The organism is Actinoplanes sp. NPDC051633 (assembly GCF_040681735.1).
In the GTDB taxonomy this organism is placed as follows: Bacteria; Actinomycetota; Actinomycetes; order Mycobacteriales; family Micromonosporaceae; genus Actinoplanes.
Genome location: NZ_JBFAZH010001313.1, coordinates 1 through 2,008, shown reverse-complemented (window position 1 = coordinate 2,008; position 2,008 = coordinate 1). Strand labels below are relative to the sequence as shown.

At 69.6% G+C, this 2,008-nt stretch carries 2 protein-coding genes; both read left to right on the top strand.

The features are described 5' to 3' along the window. A partial coding sequence (locus tag AB0M20_RS40450; RefSeq protein ID WP_364306480.1) for a hypothetical protein occupies window positions 1-453 on the top strand: 453 nt, incomplete at its 5' end. A gap of 98 nt (window positions 454-551) precedes the next feature. Next, window positions 552-2,008, top strand: a 1,457-nt coding sequence (locus AB0M20_RS40445; RefSeq protein ID WP_364306478.1) for a protein kinase, incomplete at its 3' end; no start/stop codon positions are given.

Below are 2,008 nucleotides of genomic sequence, written 5' to 3'. Positions count from 1 at the left end.
CGTGCGCTGGTGCCGCCGCAGCCGACGGCCGTCCTGGCCGAGGAGGGCCGGACTCGCGGCGCTGACGATCCGGGGACGGACCTGTACGTACCGAACCTGGGCGGCCGCCGAGCGGTACGTATGCAGGCGGCGTTGTTGACCCGGGCCCAGCGGATCGCGTTGATCGCGATGTGCGAGCCGATGCTGACCCGCAACGGCGCACATGCGCGACCTTTGTCCACGGTCGAGTTGGCCGATCGGCTCGGCCTGAAGCCCGACTATGCCCGCAACATCATCAAGGACGTGCGACACCGGCTGGCTGAGTCGGGTGTTCCGGGCCTGGTGTCCACCGACGGCACGGCCATCGGACGTACGGATCTGCGTCTGGCTCTTGCTCGTTGGGCCGTCGAACGGGGTGCCGTGACCGTGGCCGACCTGGCGCAGCTGCCGCGTCGTCCGGAGCCGGTCCGGTGAGCGGGCGGCACGGATACGCCCCGGACGAGCCGGAGACGACGGGACGGCCGGCGATGCCTTGCCAGCGCATCTCCTCCAGCGGCATGTTCGCGGGGAGTATGGACCAGCCCGACGCGTACGAACTGATCGATGACGGTGTCGCCGGTGGCGAAGGCGTGATCTGGCGGGCCCTCGACCACCACCTGCGGGCTCCTGCACTGTGTGCCGTCAAGATGCTGGCTCACCCGTCGGCGGCGGACCGGCGGCTGTTGGACGAGAACAAGCGGCTGCTGCAGCACCTGTCGCCGCGCAACGTCGTACGGGTGCATGACGTTCTTTACGGCTCGCCGCCGCATCCGCTGGGGCGGCCGGATCGGACCGCACCACTGGTCGCCTACGTGATCATGGATTGGGTCGAGGGGCCGACGCTGCGCCAAGTGGGCGCCGGCCATCCGGCCACGGCGGCGACGATCATGCAGCGTCTGCGGTACATCGCCCAGCTGGCCGGCGCGCTGGCGGATCTGATGCCGCTGAACGCCAACGCCACGCTGCACCGCGACATCAAGCCGAGCAACTGCATCATTCACGAGCGTCACGGCCTGGTGCTCATCGACGTGACCACGCTTCGCCGAGCCGATGACGGGTTCGACCCGTCCGGTATGCACACGCCCGAGTACGCCGCGCCGGAAGTTCGCGCCGCGCCCCGCCGAGCCCGGTCCGTCGCGACCGAGATGTACTCGCTCGGCGCGGTCGCAGCCTTCTGCCTCACCGGGTCCGACCCGCACGCCTCCGGCCCGGAAACCTCGCGCTCCCGCTGGGTAGCCGACCTCATGCACGCGGCGTCGGAGGCGGGCATCGACGAACCCGAGACATTCGTACGGCATCTCATCTCGGCCATGGATCCCGTGCCGGCGAAGCGCCCAGCTGACCTGGTCGCATGGAGCCAGGGCCTTATCCGGTTCGCGATCCGATCTCCTTCTCCCTTGTCGCGGATGGCACCGGTCGGTGTGTCGACGCTGCCGCCGCCCGGTGATAGTAGAACCGGCAGGTCCTCGCCGACACCGTCTCGCGGAAACAGTAGAACAGGCACGTCTTCGCAGAGGCGGCGTGCTGTCCGCCCGGCCGCCGTGGGCACGGTCGCTACCGCGGTGCTGCTCACAGTCGTCGGCTCGGCCGCGTTGGTCAACGGCTGGCTTCCGGCCGGCGAGCGAGCAGACGACCAGATCGTTGCGGTCTCTCCGCCGGCGACCAGCGCGTCGTTGCCCGTGGTCGGCTCGTCGTCCCCAACAACCCGGGCATCGGCGTCCTCCCCAGCCCTGACTCCGCCGCCAGCGTCACCTAGCGGCAAAGTCGGCGGGAGCACGGGCGTACGTCGTTCGTCCTCAGCACCCTCGCGAGCACCGGCGACGGTCCCGACGCCAGACAACAGCGCTGGCTCGAAACCTCGCACCGACACCACCAAGCAATGCCAAGCCGCCTCGAGCCCAGGCGAGCTGAAGATCGGCGCGGGACTTCAGAATAGGGGCGGCCCGAACTGGGTCCCGGCACCGTGCGACGCCATCTGGCTGACCTTGAC